The organism is Gracilimonas qinghaiensis (genome assembly GCF_046602855.1).
GTDB lineage: Bacteria > Bacteroidota > Rhodothermia > Balneolales > Balneolaceae > Gracilimonas.
The window spans coordinates 522,109-543,119 of record NZ_JBKINJ010000001.1; the positions used below are offsets into that span (position 1 = coordinate 522,109).

General features: G+C 41.1%; 22 protein-coding genes. 12 read left to right on the forward strand and 10 right to left on the reverse strand.

Annotated elements, in window-relative coordinates:
- Positions 1-2: 2 nt before the first annotated feature.
- The 6 genes from purN to ACKGJO_RS02395 all read right to left on the reverse strand — a co-directional run bounded on the left by purN (position 3) and on the right by ACKGJO_RS02395 (position 5,874).
- On the reverse strand, positions 3-596 hold the full coding sequence (purN, locus tag ACKGJO_RS02370) for a phosphoribosylglycinamide formyltransferase (protein ID WP_411321791.1): 594 nt from the start codon (positions 594-596) through the stop codon (positions 3-5).
- Positions 597-676: 80 nt separating this feature from the next.
- Positions 677-1,762: an AI-2E family transporter gene (locus ACKGJO_RS02375; protein ID WP_411321792.1), complete on the reverse strand. Its 1,086-nt coding sequence runs from the start codon at positions 1,760-1,762 to the stop codon at positions 677-679.
- Positions 1,759-2,451, reverse strand: a complete 693-nt coding sequence (locus ACKGJO_RS02380; RefSeq protein ID WP_411321793.1) for a regulatory protein RecX — start codon at positions 2,449-2,451, stop codon at positions 1,759-1,761. Before ACKGJO_RS02380 ends, ACKGJO_RS02375 begins: the two co-directional genes overlap by 4 nt.
- Positions 2,435-3,493 carry a recombinase RecA gene (gene recA, locus ACKGJO_RS02385; protein ID WP_411321794.1) on the reverse strand — a complete coding sequence of 353 codons (1,059 nt, stop codon included), beginning with the start codon at positions 3,491-3,493 and terminating at the stop codon, positions 2,435-2,437. The genes ACKGJO_RS02380 and recA overlap by 17 nt, the downstream gene beginning before the upstream one ends.
- A 353-nt stretch (positions 3,494-3,846) precedes the next feature.
- Complete coding sequence (locus ACKGJO_RS02390) at positions 3,847-5,034, reverse strand: kynureninase/PvdN C-terminal domain-containing protein (RefSeq protein WP_411321795.1); 1,188 nt, start codon at positions 5,032-5,034, stop codon at positions 3,847-3,849.
- Between the two features lie 60 nt (positions 5,035-5,094).
- Entirely contained in the window at positions 5,095-5,874 is a 780-nt protein-coding gene (locus ACKGJO_RS02395) for a tryptophan 2,3-dioxygenase (RefSeq protein WP_411321796.1), read from the reverse strand.
- 190 nt (positions 5,875-6,064) lie between these two features.
- Here ACKGJO_RS02395 and ACKGJO_RS02400 point away from each other — a divergent pair, with 190 nt between their 5' ends.
- The 5 genes from ACKGJO_RS02400 (at position 6,065) to ACKGJO_RS02420 (ending at position 12,729) form a co-directional block, all read left to right on the forward strand.
- On the forward strand, positions 6,065-6,904 hold the full coding sequence (locus ACKGJO_RS02400) for a hypothetical protein (RefSeq protein WP_411321797.1): 840 nt from the start codon (positions 6,065-6,067) through the stop codon (positions 6,902-6,904).
- A gap of 308 nt (positions 6,905-7,212) precedes the next feature.
- Entirely contained in the window at positions 7,213-7,983 is a 771-nt protein-coding gene (locus tag ACKGJO_RS02405) for a TatD family hydrolase (RefSeq protein ID WP_411321798.1), read from the forward strand.
- 214 nt (positions 7,984-8,197) lie between these two features.
- A complete protein-coding gene (locus ACKGJO_RS02410) occupies positions 8,198-10,459 on the forward strand; it encodes a S41 family peptidase (protein ID WP_411321799.1) in 2,262 nt (753 codons plus the stop codon).
- 257 nt (positions 10,460-10,716) lie between these two features.
- Positions 10,717-11,898, forward strand: coding sequence for a hypothetical protein (locus ACKGJO_RS02415; RefSeq protein ID WP_411321800.1), 1,182 nt, complete (start codon positions 10,717-10,719; stop codon positions 11,896-11,898).
- A gap of 129 nt (positions 11,899-12,027) precedes the next feature.
- Positions 12,028-12,729, forward strand: a complete 702-nt coding sequence (locus ACKGJO_RS02420) for an AbiV family abortive infection protein (protein ID WP_411321801.1) — start codon at positions 12,028-12,030, stop codon at positions 12,727-12,729.
- A gap of 175 nt (positions 12,730-12,904) precedes the next feature.
- Here ACKGJO_RS02420 and ACKGJO_RS02425 read toward each other — a convergent pair whose 3' ends face one another.
- Complete coding sequence (locus tag ACKGJO_RS02425) at positions 12,905-13,606, reverse strand: hypothetical protein (protein ID WP_411321802.1); 702 nt, start codon at positions 13,604-13,606, stop codon at positions 12,905-12,907.
- Between the two features lie 415 nt (positions 13,607-14,021).
- Between ACKGJO_RS02425 and ACKGJO_RS02430 the strand changes: the two genes are divergently transcribed.
- From ACKGJO_RS02430 to ACKGJO_RS02440, 3 genes are all read left to right on the forward strand, one after another.
- Complete coding sequence (locus ACKGJO_RS02430) at positions 14,022-14,582, forward strand: AMIN-like domain-containing (lipo)protein (RefSeq protein WP_411321803.1); 561 nt, start codon at positions 14,022-14,024, stop codon at positions 14,580-14,582.
- A gap of 82 nt (positions 14,583-14,664) precedes the next feature.
- Positions 14,665-14,883 carry a hypothetical protein gene (locus tag ACKGJO_RS02435; protein ID WP_411321804.1) on the forward strand — a complete coding sequence of 73 codons (219 nt, stop codon included), beginning with the start codon at positions 14,665-14,667 and terminating at the stop codon, positions 14,881-14,883.
- Between the two features lie 92 nt (positions 14,884-14,975).
- Positions 14,976-15,260 (forward strand): sll1863 family stress response protein, encoded by a 285-nt coding sequence (locus ACKGJO_RS02440; RefSeq protein ID WP_411321805.1) that lies wholly within the window; start codon positions 14,976-14,978, stop codon positions 15,258-15,260.
- 100 nt (positions 15,261-15,360) lie between these two features.
- Here the strand turns inward: ACKGJO_RS02440 and ACKGJO_RS02445 are convergent, their stop codons facing one another.
- A complete protein-coding gene (locus ACKGJO_RS02445; RefSeq protein WP_411321806.1) occupies positions 15,361-16,278 on the reverse strand; it encodes a DMT family transporter in 918 nt (305 codons plus the stop codon).
- Between the two features lie 390 nt (positions 16,279-16,668).
- On the opposite strand from ACKGJO_RS02445, the gene ACKGJO_RS02450 reads away from it, so the two are divergent.
- Entirely contained in the window at positions 16,669-17,022 is a 354-nt protein-coding gene (locus tag ACKGJO_RS02450; RefSeq protein WP_411321807.1) for a DoxX family protein, read from the forward strand.
- A 4-nt stretch (positions 17,023-17,026) separates the two neighbouring features.
- Here ACKGJO_RS02450 and ACKGJO_RS02455 read toward each other — a convergent pair whose 3' ends face one another.
- The gene (locus tag ACKGJO_RS02455) at positions 17,027-17,389 is read right to left on the reverse strand and encodes a DoxX family protein (protein ID WP_411321808.1); all 363 of its coding nucleotides are present in this window, start codon (positions 17,387-17,389) and stop codon (positions 17,027-17,029) included.
- A gap of 324 nt (positions 17,390-17,713) precedes the next feature.
- Between ACKGJO_RS02455 and ACKGJO_RS02460 the strand changes: the two genes are divergently transcribed.
- Complete coding sequence (locus tag ACKGJO_RS02460) at positions 17,714-19,123, forward strand: nicotinate phosphoribosyltransferase (RefSeq protein WP_411321809.1); 1,410 nt, start codon at positions 17,714-17,716, stop codon at positions 19,121-19,123.
- Between the two features lie 150 nt (positions 19,124-19,273).
- Here the strand turns inward: ACKGJO_RS02460 and ACKGJO_RS02465 are convergent, their stop codons facing one another.
- A complete protein-coding gene (locus ACKGJO_RS02465) occupies positions 19,274-19,798 on the reverse strand; it encodes a hypothetical protein (RefSeq protein ID WP_411321810.1) in 525 nt (174 codons plus the stop codon).
- A 147-nt stretch (positions 19,799-19,945) separates the two neighbouring features.
- Here ACKGJO_RS02465 and ACKGJO_RS02470 point away from each other — a divergent pair, with 147 nt between their 5' ends.
- On the forward strand, positions 19,946-20,590 hold the full coding sequence (locus ACKGJO_RS02470) for a hypothetical protein (RefSeq protein WP_411321811.1): 645 nt from the start codon (positions 19,946-19,948) through the stop codon (positions 20,588-20,590).
- A 92-nt stretch (positions 20,591-20,682) separates the two neighbouring features.
- Entirely contained in the window at positions 20,683-20,922 is a 240-nt protein-coding gene (locus ACKGJO_RS02475) for an SEC-C metal-binding domain-containing protein (RefSeq protein ID WP_411321812.1), read from the forward strand.
- The last annotated feature ends 89 nt before the right edge of the window (positions 20,923-21,011 follow it).

A 21,011-nucleotide genomic window follows, 5' to 3' on the forward strand; every position in this document is an offset into this window, starting at 1 on the left:
GGTTAGATGTTTTGGAGTCTGTTCAAATATTTTTCTACGGTGGCCGGAAGCAGCTTGTGTTCCTGCTTTAAAATTCTATCAGCAAGGCTTTTGGGCGAATCATCCGGTTGAACCGAAACCTCAGTTTGCGCAAGAATAGGTCCTTTGTCGAATTCTTCATTTACCAGATGTACCGTGCATCCTGAAACGGATTCCTTGTTTTCAATAACAGCTTTATGCACATTTAACCCGTAAAATCCCTTTCCACCATATTTGGGGAGTAGGGAAGGATGAATGTTCAGGATCCTGTTCTTATAATTCTCAATAACTTTCAAAGGGATCTTTTTTAAATATCCGGCAAGAACGATGAGGTCTGTATCCCATGTACTCAGTTGTTCTAACAGAGCATCAGCAAATTGAGATTCGTTTTTAAAAGAGTCGGGATTGATAACTTTGTGAGGGATACCATGCTTTTTTGCGCGTTCAATGGAACCGATATCAGGCTTATCAGTTATAAGACCATGAATTTTTGCAGATAGTTCACGCTTTGCAATTGCATCAATAAGCGACTGAAAGTTAGTGCCCGAACCGGACGCAAAAACAACGAGTCCTTTCAAAAGTTAAAGTGGTTTTAAGGGTGCCTGGTAAGGCAGAAAAGATAGGAAATGTTTAGGTAGTATAAAGGGTAAATATCGAATTAATTCGAACCCGGTGGTGGATTTGCCTCTTTACTGAAGATCTGATAGTTATTGAAGCTCCAGTTGATCTGAGTGATGGCTATCTTGAGGACCGTAGCAAGGGGAACGGCGATTAACATACCGAGGATACCTGCTGTTTCTGCACCAACCAGTATAATAAATAAAATGGCCACCGGGTGCATGTCTGCAGAGCGGGAAAACAGCATAGGTTGAAATACCAGATTGTCGAGTAATTGAACAATGAGTATGGCAAGCATACATGCCGCAACCAATGAAAAGTTGCCTGTCTCGATAATGGATACAATAACTGACAGGAAATAGCCAAGTATTGGCCCAAAATAAGGGATGGTATTTGCGAGTCCCACCGCTATACCCACTGACATGGAATTGCCTAAGCCGGCAATGCTTAAAAACGCCCAGGAAGAAAGAGCTACCAAAATACTTTGCATTAGCACGCTGCGAAAATATAGTCCGAGCCTGTTCTCGATCTTATCGATCACGGTAAGTGACGTTTCGAAATACTTATTTGGAACGAGGCGAAGAAGGTCACGGCGAATTTTACTTCCGTCTTTTAAAAAAAAGAATGCTGCAAATGGAACAACCAGTACGGCTGAAAAGATGTTTGTAAATATTCCCAGTGCATCGCCTATGATGGTTGAGATCTGATTTACATCAAAAAGATCGTTGGCAATGGCGGTTATATTATCCTCAAGAAAACCATCCGGCAGGACTTCAAACTTTTCAAGAAGTTGATTTTCGATACGAACAGATATCTGGCGGATATTTTCGAGACTGAGTTGTGCCGCAAGTTCAGCCATCTGATTGGCAACGATCGGTATCACGCTTGTTGAAATAAAGCCGAGGATCAGAATGACGGTAAAAAGAACAAGGGTTACACCAAGAGTCCGGTTCACACCCGAAGACTGCAGGCGATTTACGAAGGGATCAAGCACATAACTCAGTATCATGGCCAGTACCAGAAAAATCACGAGGTTGGAGTAGTTATATACGATCATAAGGCCAACGACCGCAGCCGAAAGCCCTAAGATAAATTTAACAACTTTATCCAGCGTGATATTTTTCATTGATCAATGATCGCTAAAAGTTCTTCTATGTGTTTGAAAATATGGTCTGAATCGTACCCTTTTCTCAGTAAAAAGTCGAATATCTTTTTCTTACGTTTTTCTATCGGTTCCCGCTGATACCGCTTTTTCTTTTTTCGGATCAGTGCGACCATGCTTTCCTTGATGTCATCAGCCGCAAATGACCTTTGAATGCATTCCTCAACAATTTGTTTTGAAACGCCTTTCTTGAATAATTGCGTCCGGATCTTATAAGGCCCCCAATCGTTGAATTCGAACTTATCGGCTGTGTATTTGAGGGCGAATTTCCGGTCGTTTATATATTCTTTTTCTTCGAATTCATCAAGGATCTCTTCAATATAATTGCCCGAATATCCCTTTTTGAAGGCCTTGTCTTTCAGTTCTTTTCGGGAATGATCTCGCCTCGAAAGTATCCTGAAAAAATACTCTCTTGCAGCCCATCTTTCTTCAGCTGTTTCTATCTGAGCCAGGATATCTCGCGTGATGAGAGTACCCTTCCTGAGATTCAGCTGAGTGAGAGTGGCTTCAGAAACCCCGATCAGAAACTGGTTTTTAACAAAGAGTGAGAAACGAGTTGCGTTCTTTTTTTGAACTTGTATCTCTGAAACAGGAGACGGAAGAAGCTCGAGTGCTTCTTCCGAATACCGCTGGTATTTATCCTTTTTCTTCAACCGCTTCTTTTTTCTTCTTCTTGTCCTTCTCATCCTCAGGCTCTTCCTCCTCGATACCCATCAGTTTCTTGCGAACCACGGCTTCGATCTTTTTGGCGAGTTCCGGATCTTCTTCCAGAAACTGCATGGCGGCATCAGAACCCTGTCCGATCGGTTCTCCATCATAACGGAACCAGCTTCCACGTTTCTCAATGATATCATATTCCACAGCCAGGTCAAGGATCTCAGATATGCGTGAGATGCCCTTACCGTACATGATATTGAACTCAACCACTTTGAAAGGAGGGGCGACCTTGTTCTTGGCTACCTTCACCTTGGTACGGTTACCGATCACTTCGTCTCCTTTTTTAATAGAGCCAATGCGCCGGATATCCAGCCTTACGGAAGAGTAAAACTTCAAGGCACGTCCACCGGTGGTGGTTTCCGGATTACCGAACATCACACCGATCTTTTCACGCACCTGGTTAATAAAGATACAAGAAGTACGACTCTTGTTTATGATACCAGTGATCTTACGCATGGCCTGCGACATCAATCTTGCCTGAAGACCCATATGTGAATCACCCATTTCACCTTCCAGTTCGGCGCGGGGTACCAGGGCCGCAACGGAATCGATCACAACTACATCGAGGGCACCGGAACGGATCAGCGTTTCGGTTATCTCAAGAGCCTGCTCACCGTTATCGGGTTGGGAGACCAGAAGTTCTTCTACATTGATACCCAATGCTTTGGCATAGCGAGGATCGAATGCATGCTCAGCATCGATGAAAGCGGCATAACCGCCGGCTTTCTGTGCCTCGGCAATAACCTGAAGGGCCAAGGTGGTTTTACCACTGGCCTCAGGGCCATATATTTCGGTCACCCGGCCACGGGGAATTCCCTGTACCCCCAGGGCATAATCTACCATGATGGAGCCGGTTGATATCACGTCGATATCCTGAATGGCTTCGGAACCAAGCTTCATGATGGTTCCTTTTCCGTGCTGTTTTTCTATCTGCCCGACAGCCATATCGAGGGCTTTGACTCGGTCGTCTTTACTCATAATGTTTACCTGTTTGTTTTGTTATTAAAAATCCTTGTCATCTGCACAATGTTCAGGTACCGTATCCCGGTCATTCAATTCCTGAACGAAAATTTCTTCCAACTCCTGAATGTAAATATAAGGTACATGGGTGACAATCAGTGTCACCCAACTGCGTCTGTTTTCAATATATGTTCAATATATGTAATTGACAAACACCTCACCGATCAATACTCAAAATTCATTATTTCAATCCTCACTGCTTAGTAAGAGGGCTGAAAATTGAATTCCTTACACAAATTATTAAAATCACGATCGGAAGAGAGTAATGAACTTAGTTCAAAAACCTGATTTTTTATACTATTGTGAAGTGATCAATCTAAATTCCTGATCACATGCTCAAGTTTATGCATCGCCATCCTGATCTGATCGGTGGTGATATAGGGAGCCGGACCAAACCTGAGGATCTCGCCGCGGGCATCCGTAAATACACCATTTTCCATCAGGGCTGCTCTGATCTCTCGGGCTTTAGGGGATGTCAATGACAAAAATCCGCCATTCAAGTCAAGCGGTTCTTCATGAGTGAGCCGGATGAGGGATGGGGAAAAGTCTTTGCTCGTAAATTCCTCACGAAGCAGTGCAACCTGAGCCTTGTATTGTTCACGCAATACCTGTGGTGTCAGTTCCATTTCACGGAAGAATTCCACAACCTTAGCCGCACGGAACTGAGAAGATGGATCATAGGTTCCGCTTGCAAATCTCTGGTCACCGTCATCATACACCACCGGATCATCATTTCGGGGATTATCCAGAGAACTAAAGGCAGCAAACCATCCGGTAATGGCAGGCCGGTAGTCACAGTCTTTCGGGAATCGCAGAAAACAATTGGATTCACCCCACTGCAGATATTTATATCCGCCGATCAGGATAAAGCAGTCTTCCAGTCCCGCTTCTCTAATAGACAGTGGAACCACATTCGTGCCGTGATAATCATCGATCAACACAGGAATACCTTTCTCACGGGCTGCTGCTGCTATCTCGGTCAGGTGTGTATTGATGAGAGATGTTTCGAAATAAACTCTGGACAGCATTACGGCCGAAGTACGGTCGTCCATTTCACCAATGATGCGTTCAGCAAAGGTGTCATCGGGTTGAACCGGAACCTGAACGAACTCGAGTCCTTCCTCTTCAAGCCGATGCAGCTGACGGAACAAGGAATGAAACTCGCCATCCGTGGAAATGATCTTGGGTTTGTTCTTCAGATCAAGGCTGCTCATCCAGCTCACGAATAGAATATGCGTACTTTCTTCGCGACAGTAGAATCCATCCGGGTCATCATAAAAGTCCCGGAGATAATCACGCAGTATCTCCGTTTTTTCAAAGGCCGTTTCCCATTTGTTGTCCACATCACGGGCGCATACATCAAAATATTCGGTTTGTCCCTCGCGGGCTACATCGGGCCAGGCCTGGTGGGAGTGACCGGTGAAAAGGAGCCGGTCGCCAACGTTGAATCGTGAATAATGAGGAATGAGCTTGTTGGCTAAGGCATCGATATCTGACATCAAAAAATAGATTTATTTGGTTTAGTAGCAGTAACTGAAATTTGTCAAGTTTTGTTCATTCTAAAACTTGGACCGGATAGCCCAAAGGTCGGGAAAGATAGGATTGTTAAGGGTCTTATGAAGATATTTTGCTCCATCCGAGCCGCCGGTACCTTTTTTGGTGCCAATGGTTCGCTCAACCATCTTAACGTGGCGATATCGCCATTCCTGAAGGCCCTCATCATAATCAACGAACAGTTCGGCTACCATAGCTGCCTCGGGATCTTCCTGCATGGCTTTCACTAAAACATCCTGAATATCATCAGACGGTTCATGAACCAGTCCGTTCTCATTTTCTCTTTTGGGATCTACCTGCCAGCCCCGGGTACGCATGTAAGCGCAAAAGCTTTCCCATAAAGTGGATTCTTTCATCCGGGATTCAAGGATCTCAATATGTTCGGGTTGATCCTTGTGAGCCTCTTTCATGAGAGGGAACCGGAGTCCACATACGATCTCCATTTCTCTGAATTGAAGTGATTGAAATCCTGAGGACTGACCCAGAAATTTTCGAAAGCTGTTGAACTCAAGAGGCGTCATGGTTTCCAGAATATCGATCTGGGAGACCATGGTTTTCAATATGGTCAGGACGCGGCGCATAGTTTTAACAGTTCCCCAGGTTTGGCCGGCTTCAAGGTCTTTTCGGAGCTTGCCAAATTCGTGTAATATCTGTTTGAACCATAGCTCATAGGTCTGATGGATAATGATAAAAAGCAACTCGTCGTGCTCGGGCGGATGCGATTTATATTCCTGCAGTTCAGTGAGTTCATCGATCTTGAGATAGTTGGTGTAGGTCAGGCTCATGTATTCGGTAATTTGGTTCGTTTGAATAATACCGAGTTCGAAGGTGGATTGCTAAGTGGAGTGTAAGGTTCGAGGGGAGAGGTGTTAGGTTTTTCTTTTACCTGATTACTGATCATTGATAACTGTTCGCTGAAAGAAAGATTTTCTTTTTTTAAAGAATCCTGTTCGTGAAAATTATGTACCATGTAGTATGAACAAATTAATTGCAGATAGCGGGGCTTCTAAAACAGACTGGGTGTTGCTTGGGGATGGATCGCCACAATTTATTCAGACCGAAGGGCTTAACCCGTATCTCCTAACATCAGTGCAGTTTTTGAATGTGCTTGTCAAAGAATTGAAGCCCAACTTGTTAGGGAGGTCAGTTGACGAGATCCAATTTTTTGGATCCGGATGCAGTTCAGCTGAAAAGAAGCAGGAGGTGGAGCGATATCTGAGGGAGATCTTTGAGTTTGCTGAGATCCATGTTGGAACCGATCTTGATGGTGCCGGCATCGCACTTTATGGTGATAAGTCAGGATTGGTTGGAATTCTGGGGACCGGATCGAGTGCAGCTTTTTTTGAAGGCGGAAAAGTAGTGAAACAGATGCCTTCGGTTGCATTTCCGGATGGAGATATTGGAAGCGGAAGTTACATCGGTAAGAGGATCATGAAATTGTATACGGCCGGAACGTTAAACAATGATCTGAGATATTATCTGGATCATCACGTAGAAGAGGATATCGGGAAGATGACGCTGATGTTCAAGAAGACCAAAGAGGCAAAACTCTTTGCGGCTGAGATCTGCCGGGTGATGGGACCCAAGTCGCATTATCCCCAAATTCAGCAGATCATTCACGATGGATTTGAAGCTTACCTGACCCAGGTGAAGCAGCATTTTACGAAGCAGATCACCTCACATGAGATTGGTTTTGTGGGGTCGGTGGCTTCAGTTTTTGAATCTGAACTTCTGACAATAAGCCGTCAGATGGAGATCGAGGTGAGGTCCGTAGTAAGATCACCCATCGAGTACTTAATGCTATACTATAAATAAAGATCAGATCTCCTGCGGCATCACTATTTGAGTTGCGATCCGGTAAATATTTTGTATGGACGTATAGCATACTTTCGGACGGCATAAGAACTAGTTCAGAGCCGGGGAAGTTGTTTCCAACCGGCGTGAGATCTTGTGAATTAGATCGCATTGGCATTTAAAAACGCATGGCGTATACCATGCTTCCAAACAGTATTAAGTTATGAGCTGCATACCGCTAAAGATTCAGTGTTTAGCCTGTAATGATGGACTATAATGGTTATTTTACAATGATCAGAAATTTATAATCAGTGAACAGCATTAATTTTATGATCGACACGCATTCGCATATTTACCTGGAACAGTTTGATGATGATCGGGATGAAGTGAACCGGAGGGCTGCTGAAGCCGGGGTAACCGGTATCTTTATGCCCGCCATAGATCTGGATTCCATTCCAAAAATGGAAAAGCTTAAACATACAGACATCAGCTTTTATAAGATGGCCGGGATACATCCGACTGAAGTGTCGGATGAGCTGCCTGAAGATCTTGAATCGAAATTAACCGAATTTTGCTCAAGGGATGATTATTACGGTGTGGGTGAGACGGGTCTCGATTATTACTGGAGCACTGAGTTGGTGGAGCAGCAAAAGAAAAGTTTTCATTTGCACTGCAGGGTAGCCAAAGAGGTGCAAAAACCGATCATCATCCATAATCGGGATAGTACTGATGACATGCTGGAGATCATTGAACAAGAGCAGGATGGAAGCCTGACCGGAGTATGGCACTGTTTTAACGGAACCGTTGAAGAAGGTAAGCGAGCCCTTAATCTGGGATTACATCTTGGTATTGGCGGGGTAGTCACCTTTAAAAATGGCGGCGTAGACAAGACTGTGGCTCGGCTTCCTTTAGAAAAGATGATCCTTGAGACGGATGCACCTTATTTGTCACCCACGCCAAAGCGGGGAAAGCGAAACGAGCCGGCATTTATGAAATACACCGCAGAGAAATTAGCCGATATTTTTGGTTTGAGCCTGGAAGAAGTGGATAAACAGACGACCGAGACAGCAAGACGGTTGTTTGGGTTAGATCAAAGTTGAAAAAGTGCGATAAGGTATTATCTTAGGTCAACTTACTTGGATCTTATACGAACACCTTAGGCGAACGACCGTTCGGATAAGATCCAAATAATCACATTATGCGAATCAAAAGGGGCAAATTAGCGGTTCCAAGGGGTTTTACACGGTTCGCCCTAACAAACCCCTCATTCGGATAATATTATGTTAGTTGCCAATCGATAATTATATCAATGATGTGAAAAAATTACTTTTACTATCGTTACTTATTCTTTTGAGTGCTTGTGAAATTTCTCAAAGCGATAAATCTTTAGATCGAAAAATTGAGAACTTGACGGCTTTTGCAAAAGTTTATGGCCATGTAAAATATTTCCATCCCAGTGATGAGGCAATGGATATCGATTGGGATAAATTAGCCGTACACGGTGTGGAGACTTTAAAAAATCCACAGAATGACCGAGACCTGAAGAAAGCACTTGAAGTAGTCTTTTCACCGATAGCAGCCACCCTTTCTATTCATGACGAAAAACCCAAAGAAAAACATTTTCTTTCATCATATCTCGATATAATTGGTACGGACACAACCGGATTGAAAACTATCGCCTGGCAACATAGAGGTGTATATCTTGGAACAGATCATCAGCCTTACAGAAGTTCCCGAACACACAGGAATGATTTCAATGTAACCCGATCTAATGCCCTCTTTCAATATTTAGATTCTGAGTTACTAAGTGGCAAACAGATAAGATTTAGAAGTTCTTTTCGATCTGGTATAGAAAATCAGGAAAGTAAAGCTGAGCTAATTCTAGTTACTGAGAATCAGAATGTTGTCAGTCAACAGATTAAGTTAGATAAAAGTAGCAGTGAATGGGTTTATTATGAATTTCAGGCTGATATTGAAGAAAATACTGGCACGCTCCTCGTGGGGTTTCAGATGCAGGGTGATACGGATTTACACATTGATGATCTTAAATTGGAATACAGTTCCAGTTCATCAGATTGGACGACTTACCCCTTGAAAAATCAGGATTTCACTCTTGAAACACCGGAAGGTCCGGCAGATTGGGAAGTTAACAGTATGGGTGTATTTGAATATGGAGTTTATACAGACAATTCAAATACCGGGAATAAAATATTCAGGATAACGTCAAAGCAGAAGCTCTTTGACCAAACTCCATCTGTTGGTGAAACCGCTGTACAACAGATCAGTGAAGATTTATGGAGTGAAGTGCCATTGGCTTTGTATGGCACAGAAGATTACACACTACCCCAAACTGAGAAGTCGTTTAATTTCTATAAAAATGAAATTGACCAGATAGATTTCAACCATGCTTCAACAAATGATGAGAATCTGCGTCTTGCCAATATTATCCTTGCTTGGAACATCTTTCAACACTTTTATCCCTATTTTGATGTGGTGGAAGTTAACTGGGATAAGGTTTTAAAAACTTCACTTCGCAGAACCCTAGAAGGCCAAAACGAAGATGAATTCCTGGAAACACTGCAATGGATGGTCGCACAATTAGAGGATGGACATGGTGTGACTACATGTCTTGATACCACTCGATTATACAAAGCGCCAATCAAAGTGGATGAATTGGAGGGAAATATTGTGGTGACTGCCAGCCAAATTGATGAAATTGAGGTTGGTGATATCATAAATAGAGTGGATGGAATTCTTGCTCTTGAGGAGCTGAACAGAAGAATTGAATTGGTTTCAGGATCTCCCCAATTACGTAAACACAGGGCTTTGAATATGTTTGCCGCCGGAAATAAAGAATATCAGGCTTTATTTGAGCTGGAAAAAGCATCAGGTGAAACAGAAACGGTGGAAGTTTCAAGAACAACTACGGCAAATCTATTTACTACCGTCAGAGAGTTCGATTATCCGGCTATTGAAATGATTGAAGACGATATTTATCTGATCAATCTGAGAAAAATTACCAAAAGAGTTTTTGAAGAGAACCTTGAAAACCTATCAAAAGCCAAGGGGATTATATTTGATTATCGCAACGGGAGTAATTCTTCATTCAGTATGTTTAATGTTGTTCCATATTTAATAAACAAGGAGGTTCAGTCGCCTAACTGGTATACCCCTGAATTAATTTATCCTGACCGGAGAAATATGCAGTTTGACCATTCAACTTGGTCAATTGCTCCAAAAAAACCATTTATTAAAGCTAATAATGTCATATTAAATGCACCTGGAATAGTATCAAGTGGTGAAACAACAATGGGTATTATTGATCACTATAATCTTGCTACATTAATTGGGCAGCCAACTGCAGGTACAAACGGTAATACGAATCATATTGACCTCCCGGGTGGTTGTCGAATCATGTGGACAGGAATGAAAGTACTCAAACATGATGAGTCTCAACTACATCTTATAGGATACGAACCTGACTTTGTTGTAGAGCGATCCATTGACGCGGTAAGGAGTAATCGGGATGAATTTTTAGAAAAAGCTCTCGAAGTAATTAAGATTGAGAGCAACTAACAAAGCAAATTAAGCGGACGCGGACGAAATTAATCCACCTATTTTCCTGAAAATGAATATCCTCACTTTTATTACATTCTAATCTCCGCGCCGCTTATTTGCCAAACCGTTATACCGCTGATAACCTGAATTTAAAAGCAATGCCATTAGACTTACATCCAGGTTGCAAGACAAGATTGATTGAATTTCTATCTGGGAACCTTCAAGAAATACGAGTCAGAAATAATACATTCATCGACTACAGAAGCTTAGATATTTTGTCAGATATAGATAGAATTCTTCCTGAAAATGATGAATTTCAAAATCGTTTATATAATTGGGTTGGTGAAAACCCTTTATCGAGTTTCATATTTGGTAATATCCAAGACAGGCTTGATTCAAATTTTGAATTCGACAGCGAATCTCCTTTACAATCACTAAATGAGCTTGAAGGTTTTGAGAACCTCCAAGTACTCGCTGAAGAATTAATTGATGATTTTAATTCTCTACCATACACATATTCTCTTTTTCTTAAACTTCCTCGGAGTGTTTCCACCAGATTTATTCACGCCATGGACGATACAGAGTATATATTATCTGATAGTCTGTCTTTAGTTTCTCCTGACGAAGACTTTAACACTAGTTTTCCAAATCCTCCTGCCCACAATCCATCCAAAAGTTTTATTAGTTTAGACTTTTTGGATAAAAAGACAGAATGGGATTCGGACGACCTCTATATAAGATTTGAAGTTGAAGGTTTTATTACTTCATACGAGCAAACAAGGCCACTGATTAAGTTTAAAGAAACATGTAAATCATTACTTGGTATATCTCTTGCACTTCGTTTACTTAATTTTGAGAGCAATTATCTTAACTCTTCATTTGAATCAAAGATTGTTGTTTATCAAAGAAAGGAGGAATCATGGTCAGCGCGTCAAAATCACTCATTTTCTGAATCTTTTAGTAATCGGTTTCAATCTCTTGGTATTTGGAATACTTGGGTAGATAATCATGAGGATCAATTAGATTATATAATTAGCTCCGAGCTAAAGAAAATAAAAACTGTTTTTGAGAGTCCTGATGATAATGAAACAATATTAAAATCTAGTCAGTGGCTATATGATAGCTACTGTAGTGAGAACCAGTTACTAGGATTTATCCAATCAATTACTTCAATAGAAATTTTATTGGGTGACAAATCAATATCAGATATAATCGGACTTGGTGAGCTTCTTAGAAATAGATGTGCTTATTTGATTGGTAGAAGTAAATCCCAAAGAGATGAAATATTGAAAGATTTTAAAAGAATCTATGATACTAGATCTAAAATCGTGCATAGAGGGAAAAGTAATTTGACCCAAGATGAAATAGATGATTTGTATAAACTTAAATGGCTTTGCAATCGTGCTATTCAAGAGGAAATTTCCCTATTGTCTAAAGATGAAGATCATAAACAATGATTCCAGCGGTATAACAAGGCGTTTCAAGCGGACTCGTTTAGGGTTCGGAACCTTAATTTTAACAACTCGGCTCGCCGCTTAAACGCTGGGTCGTTATAGGGCCTAGCTAAAAATCAATTCATCAGATTAATGAAGAGTACTCAATATAATCAGAGCTTAACACCCAAAAAGGCTTCCAAGGGTATAGAAATAATTACAGAAAATGCGAATTCCCTGCTAGCAGATGCAGAATTACTTTTTGCAAATAATAGATATGAGAGGACTGTAACACTTTCTATTTTGGCCATTGAAGAAATCGGAAAAATCCCAATTTTAAGATCAATTCTACTCGAAGATGGACAAAAAGATTTAAATAAGGTTTGGAAGAATTTCCGGACCCATCAAGAAAAGAATTGGGGACTATTCTTTTCCGATTATATAAAAGATGGTGCCGAAAATATCGATGATTTGAAGTTTATGTTTATAGATGACAAATCGAAAGATAAAGTCGAAAACCTAAAACAACTTTCAATTTATACAGATTACTTCAAAGGTGATAAATGGAGTATTCCATCTAAAGTAATCGATGAAAAATTAGCAAAGACAATACTTAAACAAGCCCAGTTCTTTGTAAACCAGCAGAATTCTCATTTAACAACTGAGAAAGAACTAAAATTATGGATCAAACATATGAAGCCTGTGTGGAAAAAAGACATGTCTTTAATGAAAGCTGGAATGGTAAAATTTTATGAAGAAGCCTTAGAGTTAGAGATATTAGATTCATCCATAGACATAGAAAAAGTACAAAGGTTCATAAATTATGAAAGCGATAAAAATACAGACAATAGTTGAGGCCCTATAACCCGCGCATTAAGGGGACGAGTTTGCGGTTTAAAATTTTGGAAAATTACTCGCCTCGCCGCTTTGCCACCAAACCGTTAGGCAATGGTCAGATACATTCGGATGAGCTAAATGTATGTCTGAAATGAAAAATGGGGAGAAAAGCTCTCCCCATTTATATTAAATATTAAAACTGGAGCTCTACTTCGGTGGCCAGGTCAAGTCCGTCAGCGACCATATCAAAAATGACACTATTACTGGTTTCGCTGATGACGATAACGCCATCATTATTTTTTGTTGCTTGTTCCAGCATACTGGTGGTTACACTGGCAAACCAAACGATTGGATCAAAGGTTACTTCTGCAATCACATTCATTCCGGTATCAAAGGTCACTGTACCTTCTCTTTCAACTTCGAAAGTCTCTCCGGAATTGAACTCAAATCGAATGGGATGAGACTGATTATTACTATCTTCGAATGTACCTTCAATAACTACAGAAGGCGAACTATTCTCATCAAGTAATTCCAGCTCGACTCTACTTTCAACAAAAGTGCCAACAGGTAATTCGAGGTCGCTTAGATCAGGTGAGGTTGCTCCTGTGGCAAAATCAATATTTACGATTTGCTCAATGTTCACCTCAACGGAATCTCCTTCATCACTCTCAACTTCGAACTGTATTTGAGTCAGTGTTATTGTCCCACTTGAGAATGTAAGGTAGTTAGCTAAGCTTTGATTTTGATTTGACGCTTTTGATAAACTTGAACTGCTAGTGTTTGTACTAAAGTTTATACCAATAGAAGGTGAGTCGCCACTGTCGCTTGAGCAAGCAGTAGTAATAAGTAATGCACCTGCTAATACGAATAAAGAAAATATTTTTGAGGTTTTCATAATGACTGCAGTTAGTGATTTTTGATGCTTTATAAAATAAACGGTGGAATAAAAATCTATCTAAAATTAAAAATAGAAGCAGATTGTATCGTTTATTCCATAAAGGTTAAGTTGATTAAGTTGGTAATTAGATGTTTGTTGTTACTGTAGTACACTCAATGATATCCTTTACCCCTAACTACAAATATTATTTCTTTTTAATCGGCAGGATCTTGATACAAGCAAACGATTGGGTGGATTAGAAGTATTATCTTCATTTGTCTCTGCAATGCCTAACAAAGCGTTTCAAAGCGGACACAGACGGGGTGCGATCAAACTTGTTTGTAAGGAATTAATTTCGCTACTTCAAAGAAATGTTAATCACCGCGCCGGTTAAACGCTAGGTCGTAATCCCAAAATGATCTCATAGCTTTACATGCATCAATTACTCATGTCTCGGGTGTTACTTTTGGCAATAACTGCATGTTTTGTCACAGCTTGTACCAATAATAAAAAAACGGAAGATGCGACTGCACCTTCGCCCTTACCAACCACTATTTCAAATTGGACGGCGGGCATCGTACATGACAGCACTCGTATTCCACCCGCTACTTTTGCAATAGTTCAGGACGTACGTACTGCGCGCCATGATGATCATGACCGGATTGTGTTTGAATTCAGCGGATCAGATATCCCCGGCTTTCATATTGAGTATGTTGACGAACCTGTTCGTGAGTGTGGTTCCGGTAAAGCCGTTTATCTGCCGGGTGATGGTTGGCTGATGATCAAGTTTTTGTCTGCCAGAATGCATAAAAATGGAAATTCAACAGTTAGCCAGAGAGATCTTGAACCGAACCATCCAAATCTATTGCGATTAACAACCGTATGCGATTTTGAAAATTATGTTACATGGATCGCATCTGTTGCATCGCCTAATAAATTTCAAGTGCTCACACTTAAAAATCCGCCGCGTTTAGTTGTAGATATAAAAAATTAACATTTTGATCTCGTCTCGAAGCTTTGGTTCGTAATGCGTTTCTTCAAATCAAATCTCTTTTGCATTTTCTTTTAAGCCTGCAGTGAAGCGGGTACTTAAAAGTGGCAACTTTGGTAGTCTCTGCCTTTGCCAGGATGTTCCAGCTGCTTACTTTGCCAATGCGTGGTACCTGAGAGATCCGATCGTGTTCCGGAAACTCCGGGTGATCCCCATGAATTTCCCGGATCAACGCATAAAACTGATCGGTGTGGTTGGTGAGTTTCCACTTGCCGCTCATGCGCGAATGGGTCTATATCCATAGTTCTTTTATAAAATTCTGAATTAAAGTTTTTACAAAAGCATTAATATTTGTACATATCATTAATCACATTAATAAATAAATAAGGTACTTGTATGAGCAAAAGAGAAGAATATATCGAGGAACTAACCGGAAAGCTTAAAGAGTGGGATACTAAACTTGAGGAGCTGGAAAACAAGGCAAAACAATCTAAGGGTGAAGTAGAAGCAGATGTAGAGAAGCAAATTGATGAGCTCAAGAAGAAGAGAACTGAGATCTCCAGTCAGTTTGAGTCTTTAAAAAAGGCTTCTGATAACGCTTGGGAAGATCTGAAAAAAGGATTGGATGAAAGCCTGAAAACACTTTCAAACGCTTTTGATAAAGCTAGATCCAACTTTTGATCAATAATCTTGAAATTCGAAGGCCTGAGTTTAAACACTCGGGCCTTTTTTGTTGATCTGTCTTACATAAATTCAAATCTGCTTTTTCTTAACTCTCAGCCTAACTGTTCACATTGTTCGCACTTGCGATCTTTTGAGTTTTGAACTGGGTTAAAAACACGCCAAAGAATACGATTACAAGGCCGGCAACATCCATTACCCTGATGGTATCGCCGAATGCGATCCAGGCCATTAACATGGTCACGGGCGGACCAAGGTAAAATAAACTGGCTACCTGGATAGCCTCTATACGTTCGATCAAAAGCCACATCAATGCATATGCCCCCAGTGATACCGCAAGAATGAGCCAGAGCATAGTGTAAATGAAGACCGGATCCCACTCAGTATAAAGATGCTCAACATAGATAGCAGGTAATGCCAGTACTGCTGTTGTGGCCAGGCTTTGGTAAAACAGCGTTAGGTCGATCGGTAATTTATTGGTTTCGGGTTTTATTTCTATTCTTCGCTGTATCAGGCTTGCAATGGTGATCGCTGCTACAGACACCAGTGGGATCAGGTAACCGAACACAGATCGATAGCTGGAAAAATCGATTCGAAAGCTCACAGTTACTAAAACTCCCGTGAATCCAAGGACCAAGCCCAACCATTGATAGATGTTAGTGCGCTCTCCGGTAACGTAACCGGAAAGAGCTCCGGTAGCCAGAGGTTGTAGGGCCACAACCAAGGCCACGATACCGGCCGGTACCTCATTATCGAGAGCAAACAATACGCATGTCAGCCACACACCGTGAGCCAGTATTCCAATAAGCATATTAGATCCAGCCACTTTCCAGCCAACCCATCGAAGGCGTTTTTTCAGCAACAGGTAGCCGGCAAGGAATAACGTCAACGCCAGATATCGCCAAAAAACTAAGGTAAACGGTCCGGTGTAGGGGAGGCCATACTCCGCTCCAATGAATCCCGAATTCCAAAGGAGAACGAAACCCACAGCTAATGCAAGTGTGTGTTTATTGATCATTTTATTTGATGAACTACGAATGCAATTAATAACTCACCTTCGTACTACGGTATCAAGCCGGAAGGTAAGTTACCAATCGCTTCAATATATGATGTTAAAAAGAATTTGAGCCTTTAATTCAAATTCAATACTCATCTTTCATTTATAAAATAGTGAGCGCCTGAAAGGCAGGCTTTGTTTTGTCTTTAAAAGTAAAAGTGAGTGTAGTTTTGAGTTATTAACAAAATGATAGATCCGGAATCGTTTTAAAACTGAACGAAAGTTCTTAAGAGATGCTTTAACATATATCTTCTGTGGCTCCATGGCAGAAGAAAGATCATCTATTCATTAAGATCATGCAGCAAAATGAAAACTATTTCATAGCAATCTATACAATCTAAATTCAGGGTTATGACCGTAGTATCCCAATTCATTTTAGTCTTAAATGCGCTGTTTTTTCTTTTTTACGGTTTCCAGTCTTTAAATTCGCAGATGATGATAGAAGAATTTAAACGATTCGGACTGACTGATAATAAGCGTAAGCTGACAGGGTTTTTGCAGATTTCAGGATCGGTCGGCCTGTTAACAGGATTGTACTTCCCATACATCGGGCTCTTTGCCGCTGCCGGATTCACGCTCATGATGCTCGTTGCTTTTATGGTTCGCATAAAAATAAAAGACAGCTTCGTTCAGTCCTTGCCGTCTCTGTTTTTTATGCTGGTCAATGCTTGGGTGATGATCAGCTTCTATGATATACTGCGGTGAGATATCAGAGTACTGCGATAACAAGAGAAAGTATCAGAAATGAAAAAGCCGGAAAAGATTTTTTTATGGGGTCACCGATTTTCAAGTGCATGGTTACAGCTCCCAGCATCAAAAAGGCGATTCCATAAGCGGCAATAGCTTCAACCTGTGTGTAGTATATAGAGGCTAAAAGAAGGATGGCAAGCACTACTTTTACCGTGCCTGTAACCCACATAAACCAAATGGGAAGGCCATAAGCTTTAAATTCTTCAACGATAGTGTCTGCATCGCCTCCTCTCCAGGCTGTAGATTTTTTCGAACGGACAAGCCACACGTTTAGAATGCTTAAACCAACAATAAGTTTCAGTGCTATGATCAGGTATTCCATATTTAAAGTCCTTTATTCGTGATTGGCGTTTATAACTAGCTAGATGATGGTTGACTAAGTATCAATATAAAAAACCTTTTCATCATTCCTGATAAACTAATGATCTTTGTGTAAGCAAGTTGACCTCCCGGTTTAGGTACAGTTAAAGGGTTTCAATTATATTGCCGGATCTGTGAGCGTCCGTATGTATATTTTTACAAGGCAGGGGACTTCTGTTACCTATGAATGTGTTAAGTGGAAGGATGAGGAAATCTCTGATATTACGGCCACCGGGTCTCCCTAATATAATCTCAAAAATATAATCTCAAAATAAATCTATCACGCATGTTGGATTACACAGCCACCTATACCGATCAGTACCAGATAACGATGTCTCAGACTTATTTTCACAAGGGGCTAAAGGAAGAGACAGCTATTTTCGATTACTTTTTCCGAAAATTACCCTTCGAGGGAGGATATGCAATTTTTGCGGGACTTGAGGATCTGCTCGATATTATAGAAGATCTGCGGTTTGACCAAAAAGATTTGGACATGTTGAAGGACGAAGGCATGGATGAAGAGTTTCTTGATTACCTTAAAGACTTTCGTTTTACCGGAACTATGCGAGCTTCCAAAGAAGGGGATCTGATCTTTCCAAACAGGCCTGTAGTTAGTGTTGAAGCTCCTATTATTGAAGCTCAATTGCTTGAAACGCTCATCCTGAACACTTTGAACTATCAATCCTTAATAGCAACCAAAGCAAGCCGGATGAGACTCTCAGCCGGAGATCGTAAATTGGTAGATTTCGGATTGCGCCGAGCACCGGGCCTCGGCGGATATTCAGCAAGCCGTGCAGCCTACATTGGAGGCTTTGATGCTACCAGTAATGTGAGAAGCGGTCGTGATTATGGTATCCCCATATCGGGAACCATGGCACATTCTTTCGTTCAGCGTTATGACGAAGAAATTGATTCATTCCGTGATTTTGCTGAGATTCGTCCCAATGATTGTGTTTTGCTTGTGGATACTTATGATACATTAAAAAGCGGAGTGCCAAATGCGATCAAGGTTGGTAAAGAAATGGAGGAGCGGGGAGATAAGCTTAAAGGTATCCGGCTCGACAGTGGAGACCTGGCATGGCTGGCCAAAGAATCACGCAAAATGCTGGATGAAGCGGGTCTTGATTATGTGAAAATTGCGGTATCTAACCAGATCGACGAACATGCTATTAAAAATCAACTTGATGAAGGTGCTCCGATCGATCTGTTCGGTGTTGGAACAAGCTTGGTAACAGGGCGACCCGATGCTGCGCTTGACGGTGTTTATAAGTTATCCTATGCAAATGAAAAGCCACGTCTTAAACTGTCTGAAACAGTAAGTAAAATAAATCTTCCGGGAAAGAAACAGGTGTATCGGCTTATAAATAAAGATGGCTCTTTGTACGGAGGTGAGGTTGTTACTTTACATGATGAGTCAAATCCGGATAAAATGCATCATCCTTCAGACTCTAAAATGTCACGTGAGCTTACGGAGTTTGATAAGGAACCACTATTAGAAAAAGTGTTTGAGGAAGGTAAACGCATATCCAAACCCAGGTCAGCAGTCGAGATCAGAGAATTCAGCCGAAGTCAGCTGGAAAAGTTGCCGGCAGAGTTCAAACGATTTGATAACGCACATACCTACAAGGTTGGTCTATCAGCAAAATTAAAAGAATTGCGCGACAAGTTGGTTGAAGAACATGAGGCTAAAGTATAGGTTTTCTCAACCGATTTAATTGTACCTGTTGCAGATCACCTTGGATATTCATTTTAAATAAATCATAAATCATACCATAAAAAAATAAGCCCCCAAACCGGGGCTTATCTGATCAAATTAAGGGAAGTTATGGGCTTTATTTGAAATGTTCTACATCCCTTCCCGGGGTAGCTCCGCCGTCCATTGGCGAACACCGGTCAAAATTCCACCCTCAAAAGTGAATTCTTCGAGAAGCTCTATACGCGTAACTGATCCGTCATTCATATACATAACTTCCCTGGTGTCGGCTATGATCCTGACGATGTTTGTGCCGGTGACCTGAAGAGGCACTACGGACTTAATATCCCAGCTAAGGGAATCAATAGTTGAAAAGAGGCCTTCAAAATCACTTACTGTAACTTCTGCGGTGATGCCATCAGCGCGTTTTAGTGTGATGGTGTCAGCAGAGAAGGCCCAGATGCCTGTTGCATCCATCAGATTAAAGGCTTCAACCATTTCCATGAAATTGTCCATCTCATCACCGGTGGCAATGGAAAATTCACTACCGCTTAATTCACCGGTCGTGATCATGCCTCCGCTGGTTGGTTCTTGTGGCTCAGTGGTTTGTTGGGACTGACAAGCCATTATTGTAAGCATGCAAAATAAAATTCCGGTCGTAATTTTAATGTATTTCATTTGTACCCTTATGTTTTGTAGTTATTGTAAGTAAGGTTTACGATAATAAATCAGAAAGAGGATATGAATTAGAATTTAAGACCTTGATATGTAATCGGGTTCTTGAAGTTTTGAATAACTAAAAATGTACAAACAAGGTGGTAAATCATGAAGCCGGGCCCTGATATCATCCGAAGATGCTCTAAATGTGGTGACCTGATTAAAGAAGAAACCATGGAATCAGGCAATACTTTTGGAGCAAGGATCTGGACAGATGGATATATGACCGCACCAATGATGATACAGCAACCATGGTATGTATGTTGCCCTCATTGCGATCAGGCAGTTTGGCTGGATGAGCACGAGGTAGTATTCAAAAGACATCAATACGATCTTCCCATTAACGATGAGGATGATATCTTTAAAAGGGCCTGGAAACCAAAGCCTGCACGGGATCATCAGTTAAGAGAGTACCTGAATGAGGGGAGCTCTGCCAGGGGAAAAGAAGTACATGCCCGAAGAACTCTGTGGTGGTCCGGGAATCATGTGAGGAGAATATCTACTTCAGACTATCCACCTTTGCTTAAACGCGAGATCGAAAATTTAACTGCTTACCTGAAATTTCTTGATGAAGAGAATGATAATGAAAGGCTGCAAATGGCTGAAATCTACCGGGAAATGGGAGAGTATAGCAAAGCCAAGAAACTGCTGGATAAAGAATTTGAAGGATGGAACCGAGAGTTGGCTTACTTTATAAATTGGTACAATGATCAGGAATTTAGAGCTGTGCGGGAGATCAAATACAAAGAGTAATAGCTTTGGTAAAAAAGAGATTCCAACTGATTTTTCAGATTCCCCTAATCTTACTACATTAAGGCATATGTAAACGAAATCTTTCTAAGACCATGTCTGAAAAGCTACAAAGAAACGACCCATGTCATTGCGGAAGCGGCAAAAAGTATAAGAATTGCTGCATAGAAAAAGACAAAAATAAGTTATCCTCAAAGCTGGGGGTAGCAGGTCTTGTAGTCATTGTGCTATTGGGCCTTTGGTTCTGGGGAACAGCTATGTCTGGTGAGACACAAGGTGTTCCCGATTGCCCGACCGGACAGCAGTGGTCTGAGTCTCATCAGCACTGTCATTAAGGTATGTTTTTGACGTCCAGCCATTCTTTTATACAAATTTTATAAAACGGGTCACTCACAAACCGATATTATCACTCGGGAAAATTCTA

Bases quoted from the DNA above. Each gene is read 5' to 3' on its own strand.
- ACKGJO_RS02460 (WP_411321809.1), top strand. From the start codon at position 17,714: ATGTTGGATTACACAGCCACCTATACCGATCAGTACCAGATAACGATG.
- recA (WP_411321794.1), bottom strand. From the start codon at position 3,493: ATGAGTAAAGACGACCGAGTCAAAGCCCTCGATATGGCTGTCGGGCAG.
- ACKGJO_RS02420 (WP_411321801.1), top strand. From the start codon at position 12,028: ATGAAGAGTACTCAATATAATCAGAGCTTAACACCCAAAAAGGCTTCC.
- ACKGJO_RS02405 (WP_411321798.1), top strand. From the start codon at position 7,213: ATGATCGACACGCATTCGCATATTTACCTGGAACAGTTTGATGATGAT.
- ACKGJO_RS02375 (WP_411321792.1), bottom strand. From the start codon at position 1,762: ATGAAAAATATCACGCTGGATAAAGTTGTTAAATTTATCTTAGGGCTT.
- ACKGJO_RS02430 (WP_411321803.1), top strand. From the start codon at position 14,022: ATGCATCAATTACTCATGTCTCGGGTGTTACTTTTGGCAATAACTGCA.
- ACKGJO_RS02465 (WP_411321810.1), bottom strand. From the start codon at position 19,798: ATGAAATACATTAAAATTACGACCGGAATTTTATTTTGCATGCTTACA.
- ACKGJO_RS02425 (WP_411321802.1), bottom strand. From the start codon at position 13,606: ATGAAAACCTCAAAAATATTTTCTTTATTCGTATTAGCAGGTGCATTA.
- ACKGJO_RS02400 (WP_411321797.1), top strand. From the start codon at position 6,065: ATGAACAAATTAATTGCAGATAGCGGGGCTTCTAAAACAGACTGGGTG.
- ACKGJO_RS02455 (WP_411321808.1), bottom strand. From the start codon at position 17,389: ATGGAATACCTGATCATAGCACTGAAACTTATTGTTGGTTTAAGCATT.
- ACKGJO_RS02445 (WP_411321806.1), bottom strand. From the start codon at position 16,278: ATGATCAATAAACACACACTTGCATTAGCTGTGGGTTTCGTTCTCCTT.
- ACKGJO_RS02475 (WP_411321812.1), top strand. From the start codon at position 20,683: ATGTCTGAAAAGCTACAAAGAAACGACCCATGTCATTGCGGAAGCGGC.
- ACKGJO_RS02470 (WP_411321811.1), top strand. From the start codon at position 19,946: ATGAAGCCGGGCCCTGATATCATCCGAAGATGCTCTAAATGTGGTGAC.
- ACKGJO_RS02395 (WP_411321796.1), bottom strand. From the start codon at position 5,874: ATGAGCCTGACCTACACCAACTATCTCAAGATCGATGAACTCACTGAA.
- ACKGJO_RS02440 (WP_411321805.1), top strand. From the start codon at position 14,976: ATGAGCAAAAGAGAAGAATATATCGAGGAACTAACCGGAAAGCTTAAA.
- ACKGJO_RS02390 (WP_411321795.1), bottom strand. From the start codon at position 5,034: ATGTCAGATATCGATGCCTTAGCCAACAAGCTCATTCCTCATTATTCA.
- ACKGJO_RS02450 (WP_411321807.1), top strand. From the start codon at position 16,669: ATGACCGTAGTATCCCAATTCATTTTAGTCTTAAATGCGCTGTTTTTT.